The 6162-nt window shown below is 52.3% G+C and carries 5 protein-coding genes; all 5 read right to left on the bottom strand.

Annotated elements, in window-relative coordinates; genetic code table 11:
- Positions 1-8 precede the first annotated feature (8 nt).
- The 5 genes from casB to GSD1FS_RS09130 all read right to left on the bottom strand — a co-directional run bounded on the left by casB (position 9) and on the right by GSD1FS_RS09130 (position 5456).
- Complete coding sequence (gene casB, locus GSD1FS_RS09115; protein WP_343030271.1) at positions 9-680, bottom strand: type I-E CRISPR-associated protein Cse2/CasB; 672 nt, start codon at positions 678-680, stop codon at positions 9-11.
- A gap of 172 nt (positions 681-852) precedes the next feature.
- On the bottom strand, positions 853-1914 hold the full coding sequence (gene casA, locus GSD1FS_RS09120; protein ID WP_425481788.1) for a type I-E CRISPR-associated protein Cse1/CasA: 1062 nt from the start codon (positions 1912-1914) through the stop codon (positions 853-855).
- A gap of 32 nt (positions 1915-1946) precedes the next feature.
- A complete protein-coding gene (casA, locus tag GSD1FS_RS10220) occupies positions 1947-2360 on the bottom strand; it encodes a type I-E CRISPR-associated protein Cse1/CasA (RefSeq protein ID WP_281349854.1) in 414 nt (137 codons plus the stop codon).
- Entirely contained in the window at positions 2347-3972 is a 1626-nt protein-coding gene (gene cas3, locus GSD1FS_RS09125) for a CRISPR-associated helicase Cas3' (RefSeq protein WP_155589322.1), read from the bottom strand. Before cas3 ends, casA (GSD1FS_RS10220) begins: the two co-directional genes overlap by 14 nt.
- Complete coding sequence (locus GSD1FS_RS09130; protein ID WP_155589323.1) at positions 3969-5456, bottom strand: CRISPR-associated endonuclease Cas3''; 1488 nt, start codon at positions 5454-5456, stop codon at positions 3969-3971. The genes cas3 and GSD1FS_RS09130 overlap by 4 nt, the downstream gene beginning before the upstream one ends.
- Positions 5457-6162: the final 706 nt, after the last annotated feature.

A 6162-nucleotide genomic window follows, 5' to 3' on the forward strand; every position in this document is an offset into this window, starting at 1 on the left:
GAGATTGTTTACTTTTGCGATTGCTTTGAATTATCGGATTTGTTCTTTTCGTTCATATAGGCACTCTGAAAATCGCGCCCCCACCGCAGACGAACGGCATTGGCTGCGGTACGCCCTTGACGCAGACGCATCAAATCTTGAGCAAACAAACCGTAATTAAGAGGCTGATCCTCTCGCTTGAGAAGAGCGATGAGACGGCGTGCGTGGCGAATCATTTCTGCCCAGCTTGATGCGGTCTGCATTTTGTCGAATGTTGAACGGATTCCTTTCTCATTGAAGTTCCCATATGCCATGGCACCTGTGGCTCTTCCCAATGAGACATACGCGTCCACGTGCATGGGCTGATTGCGTTGTGACTGCTGATGAACTGCAAAAAGAGTGATTGCCGCATGGGCGGCGCGCTCCTCATCAGTAGGGCCACTAAAGGAGCCAACACCGTGTGGATAGATTTCCGTATCATCCATCTGTGGCACCGTCAGCGGAATGATAGCTGGATCCGCACCGACCTCGTGCCCCGCTGCATGAGCTAGTCGCGCAATGTCAGCCACTGCTTTGGCATTGTCATCAAGATATCCGTCGGATCTGCCATCATGCCCGTTGACGAGTGTTCGAACTTTCTTCGACACCCATTCCCCGAATGGGGTGAGCTTATATTCTTGTTCTGGCGTTGTTTGGCTCACGCTTCCTCCTTTGAAATTCGTTTATTGAGCGCTGCTTTGAACCAGTTCTCCGCGAGCGCGACGCAATAATGCTTTGGATCCGCGTCTTTGTTCTCCTTAACATCACGCCCAATGATGGCGCTGGTGGGCGCTTGCTGTGCAAGTTCGAATTCCAGTTCAAGGAGCGTGGACCTTACCTGCTGAGCCCATTTCCGCAGTTTTCCTCACAGTTTTCTACGGTGACACCGCGCAGCCAGCCGCGGAACTCCCTGTCGAATGTGGAATATGCCAGTTCCCGTGCTTGGCGCCGTGGCTCTTCCGGATCGAGTCCTGCGGATTTTGCCACGTTGCCGGCAAAATTCGCCAGTATGGAGATGCCGTCATCTGTGACGTTGATGGCATCGGTAATGGCTTGGCCAACGCGAGGATCTTCCGCAGTCAATATGCAGAGGTTCAAATCAAGTGAATCATCCACGGTGGAGTCGATCACAGCATCATTATTGCCATACATCACTCCGTATGCATGCAAACGGATGGGTTGATCTTGCACACCCATTTGCTCCAGCCAATCGAGGTTTCGAGGGCGAAGAGTTTCTGGTGAATTCCGGTTCTCATGCTCTTCCTGCGGAACCGTGAGTACAGGCAGGTTGCGCCACAATGCTCGCGAGGGGTCATGCTTTCTTGGCATATATACCAACGGCATCTTCAAGCTCTTCTCTTGGTTAGGGCTGCGACGCCATGCGGTCATCATCTCATAACCCTGAGCGTTCTGCGGTTTGAGACGATCACCATTGCACAACAGCACACCCGTCACCGTTTCCCCGTCATGCCTGAACAGGATGCGTCGTGACTGCCAAGTGAGCAACGTCGCTGGCCCATGGCAATACGAGGCAATTCCAGTGGCCTCCTCTGGCTGGTTGAAGCCTTCTTCCGGCTTCTCCGTCAAAGGATGTCGCTCCCATGCAGGTGCATCGTCAGTCCACGTCACATTGGGATCACTGGCGCCCAAAACGCTTCGTCCTATGTATTGGAACATCAGCGTTTTCCAGAGATTGGCACCTTCAGCAACAATAATGCCCAAATGCCCACTCCATGCGATGCCGAGCGGATAGCCTTTGCCTCCTTTTACTCGTGAATCGCCGACAGCACCGGATTTGATTCCTGAAGGATCGAATGCCTGCGTGGTCACCAGCCATCGGGCAGCTTCAGCGGAACTCATGCGTTGCAGGGATTGCGCGCTGCGGATGGAGAACAAACGAGAGTTCTCATTCGAGGGGATGTCGGAGACTATCTTCTCCAAACCGGAGAATTCGTTTTTGCGGTGTGGAGTCCGGCCACCTGGTAGAACGGCCTGTGTTCATCGAAAAGATCGAACCGATCATGGTACGTATCGAAATACTGGTTCAGCACACCCAAAATCGCCGGGTTGCCTGGCCCTATGTCCAGAATCTGGTTCCACTGGTCTTTCGAGATGTCGTTTCCAAACGTGCCATACAACACCGCGACAGCCGTGCGTAAAATGGCTGCGTCCTGCATCGGATTGCCGGTTGAGATCCTCGCAATATCCACCGATTGCCTGATTAGATCTATCAATGACACCTCGTTTGAAGCGCCATTCTTCATGGTCACCGGTATCCAAGGCCGGTCAAGCAAGTTGAACGATGCATGATCCGTTGTTTGCGACGTTTCATTGTTCGGCATGCGCTTCCCATCCTTTCTCCTTTGAATAGTGAATACACAACTGTCTAGTGGTCTTACGCTGGTCATTACGAATCCGCAGCACAGCATTTCCCTCAGTATCCAGCACAAGAGGAAGCTGACCATTCAACTCACGATTCTGCTGCATGAGCACGAACCAGTCATCAAGATCATCCTGCTGGGTTTCCAAAGCAGCAATAACTGCATCCAGATTTTGCCAGCATACCGAGGTGCCGCTGAGAGAAATGGAGCATGACAGCACAGCACGAACTCGTTCTGCGGAAAGTGGCTCAAACCCACCTGAAAGCACACGACGAGGAGAGTCATCCATCCATTCAGGTAAGCAAAGATTCCCCTCAGCGTCCCTTTGCAGCACCAGTACTTCAAACGAATCGTCACTGTCACGCACAGATGCACGAGCCTGTCTGCTCGCGGAATCTCTTGCCGTATCTGGGTCGGGCATGCTCTTTTTCAGCCAGTCGCCAAGAAAGAAAGGCGACTGCGCTTCGTCCGGTTTGAAAATACGGAATTGCGCAGCTTTCTCTTCACTGTCTCGCAAGTGTTTCAGTAATTTTGCGCGGGCATCGTCTTCGGACGACTGCCATGCATCCGGGCAGCAGTTGGCGTTCACGTCATACACCCGCTGAACCAATGCCGGTATATCCTGCGGCAGATGCAACTGCGTGGGCTCGAAGTCACACAGTTTCATCAGCGCAACCGTGCGCATCAGGAAGAATCGCTGATATACCCGTTCGAGGGACTTGGCAAACGTCGGAGACTGTTCGAAATCACAATCCTCCATGCCGCTGATGTAGAGCTGAGCTTGACGCAACGGTTCCGGACGATCGCATTCGTCTACTCCCCTATGATGTCTATGCAGTCGACCGGCACGTTGCAAAATCAAATCTGCCGGTGCGATATCAGTGATCATCAAATCGAAGTCAACGTCCAAGGACTGCTCCACAACCTGCGTAGCCACCACTATGCCTTGACGGGTATCAGGAGTGCTGCTCTTACCAAAGCGTTCCAATAAGCAAGCATCAGTAGCAGCTCGATCGCACGCCAAGTAGCGGGCATGAGTCAACGATACTTCCAGTTCATCGCAGAAAGCGTCCTTCAGCACCTCGTATGCATGTTGGGCACGCTGCACAGTATCGCGCACGACCACGGCACAGCCGCCGTCAGCAAGTTTGTCTCGCAACAACTGAACTAGCGTCTCATCATCGTCTGCGATCCGCTGCACTTGCACAACAGATTCACGACCAGATGCTTCCGGCGCAATAGATTGCGGCGCACCGTCACCAGACACGTATGAAATAAGCGGGTAGCGCATATCCAAAGACTCTTCATCTGCGTGTTCGACTTCCATTTCAGCGGAGGAACTGTCTGAACTATGGTTCAATGTCTTTGCGCCTATGGCACTGCTACGAGCACTCAGAAAATCCACCATAGGCAATTCCGGCTTAGCGAGCTCGCTTTTTCGTGCGGCAGTGCCCTTCCGATATGCCTCTAGAAATGCCTCACGTTTCTCCTGCGGGAGAGTTGCGCTCAGCATGATGACCGGCGTTCCATACACTCCCAACCAAGACAGAGTATCTTCCAAATACACGTTCATATACGCAGTATTTGAGTGAATCTCATCGAAAATGACCACTTTGCCGGCAAAGCAAGATGCCGGAGCATAACATGTTTGCACTGCAGCGACATCATCAACCCCTGATCAACTGTTCCGAGCACGAAATTGGCGAGATTACCGCGCTTGCGCCCGGATAGCCAAGAATTAACTACTGCCTCAATACTCATTCTTGAGTTGCTATGCACGGAATCATAAGCAGATTGACTCTCATCATCCACGGAATAATCGGCATCAGATGGTTGATCTCGCATGCCGTCATCGAGTGTTCGCTCTTCCAGCTCAAAGTACTCGGCGTTCTGTTCGCGTTTTCCGTGGGATAGGAATACAGAGCCCAAAGTTCCCTGCTCAGGAGCGGGCAGATGACCTATCCAGTTCAGAGCGCGGTGGAACATCGCATTTGCAGTTGTTTGCGTGGGCAGCGCATAGTACATGCCGCCGCAACCGAAACGACCAGCCAACACTTCTGCGGCAAGTAGAGCAGCTTCCGTCTTTCCCTCGCCCATGTTCGCTTCGATAATCATGAGTCCTGGAGTTGGCATCGTTTGAGCTAAATGAACGGCTTCGTATTGGACGGGACGTAAATGGGCCCCTGGTATATCGAAACGTTCGGCAAACATGTCATCTGGGGTCAGCTCTTCCAATGAGACCTGCCACGGGTATGGAAGATTCAGCAACCGCCAAGCACGGCGCACACGTTTATGTTCGTCAAAATATTGTTCGTCAATTTCGTTGGAATTCAGCGGAAATAGCCAACTATCACTGGCGATCCAGTCGGAAATAATCACAATGGACGTCAGCAAAATCTGCGTATGGCAACATAAAGGCCTGTTATTCAGCAATGCCAGCGTTGCAGCAAAATCGGTCTCTTGTGCCGCCCAGTCGATGATATTCTGGCGGACTTCGCCCCACTGATCGCCACCGAGATAATGTTTGGCTCCCAATTTGCTGAGGAGTCTCTTCTTGCTGGCGGTGACGCATGTGCCATGATGACTGCCAATAATATAGGCAATATTGTTGGCCAAGCTATTGTCGTCGGTCTGATATCCCCTATTCGCAAACCACTGGCACACAGTTTGATACCCAACCAGCTCATGCCGGTATTCAGAACGTTCCTCTTTGTGCCCCTCGAAGAAGCGCGCATCAATCGTCAAGCCATGTTCCCTAACACGGTCACAGAGATAGTCGCATTGCACTTCGAATGCCGGCGATGCCTTGCCAACGTCATGGATCATCGCGAGAAACAACGCGAGCCCCAATGCTGCCTCTTCAGTGCCTACATCAGAAATTATATTGCTTTTGATGCCGTCTGGAAGGAAATCATCCCAGACACGACGCGCCACAGCCGCAGTATCTCGTAAATGCTGCCACAATTGGAGGTATCGGTGGTCATCAGGGTCTCCACGGAAGACGCTTTTGGCCCAGATTGACTCGCTTCGGTCGGATAAGCCGGGATTGATTGCCATTGTGCCCCTCTCAATCACCTATGATTAGTGACTATTATTTTAACCCCTTTGTTAAATATGTCAAATCAACTCATTACACATCAATAATCCCCGCAGCTGCGGGGCGCCCTTCGAATACTATGTCAACCCTGGATCACTCCTGCTCATGCAAGACGCATCAAGTATATCAACCCAATACAAGTTACAGCAGTAAAGAAAACTGTTATTCCAAATATGAGATGCTCAGAACGACAGACGAATTATGGTTTGTGCATCTATGGGGAGGGTCGGGTAAAGTGGTTTCCAGGAGGTTACGATGATATTCATACCGAGTGTGCAAATTGAATTTTCAGGCATGCGCAGAGTATGATTTGTCAGTAAAGCCGGACTGTTTGCCCCGCACTCGCGGGGATGATCCGTCGTCGGTGAAGACGGTCTTCATCTCGATGCCGTTTGCCCCGCACTCGCGGGGATGATCCGTTCGGCCAGCCGGTGCTGTTGGAAATACCGTTGTTTGCCCCGCACTCGCGGGGATGATCCGTCCTTGCGCAGCTGGTCGATCGATGCGGTGTTGTTTGCCCCGCACTCGCGGGGATGATCCGAAAGCCGACCCGGACGGCTGGACTGCGTTCGCGTTTGCCCGCACTCGCGGGATGATCGCGCGCGCCACATACATCGACCCGGCGCACCCGTTTGCCCGCACTCGCGGGATGATCCGGACGTGCGA

The sequence above is a fragment of the Bifidobacterium canis genome (genome assembly GCF_009727065.1).
Taxonomy (GTDB): Bacteria; Actinomycetota; Actinomycetes; order Actinomycetales; family Bifidobacteriaceae; genus Bifidobacterium; species Bifidobacterium canis.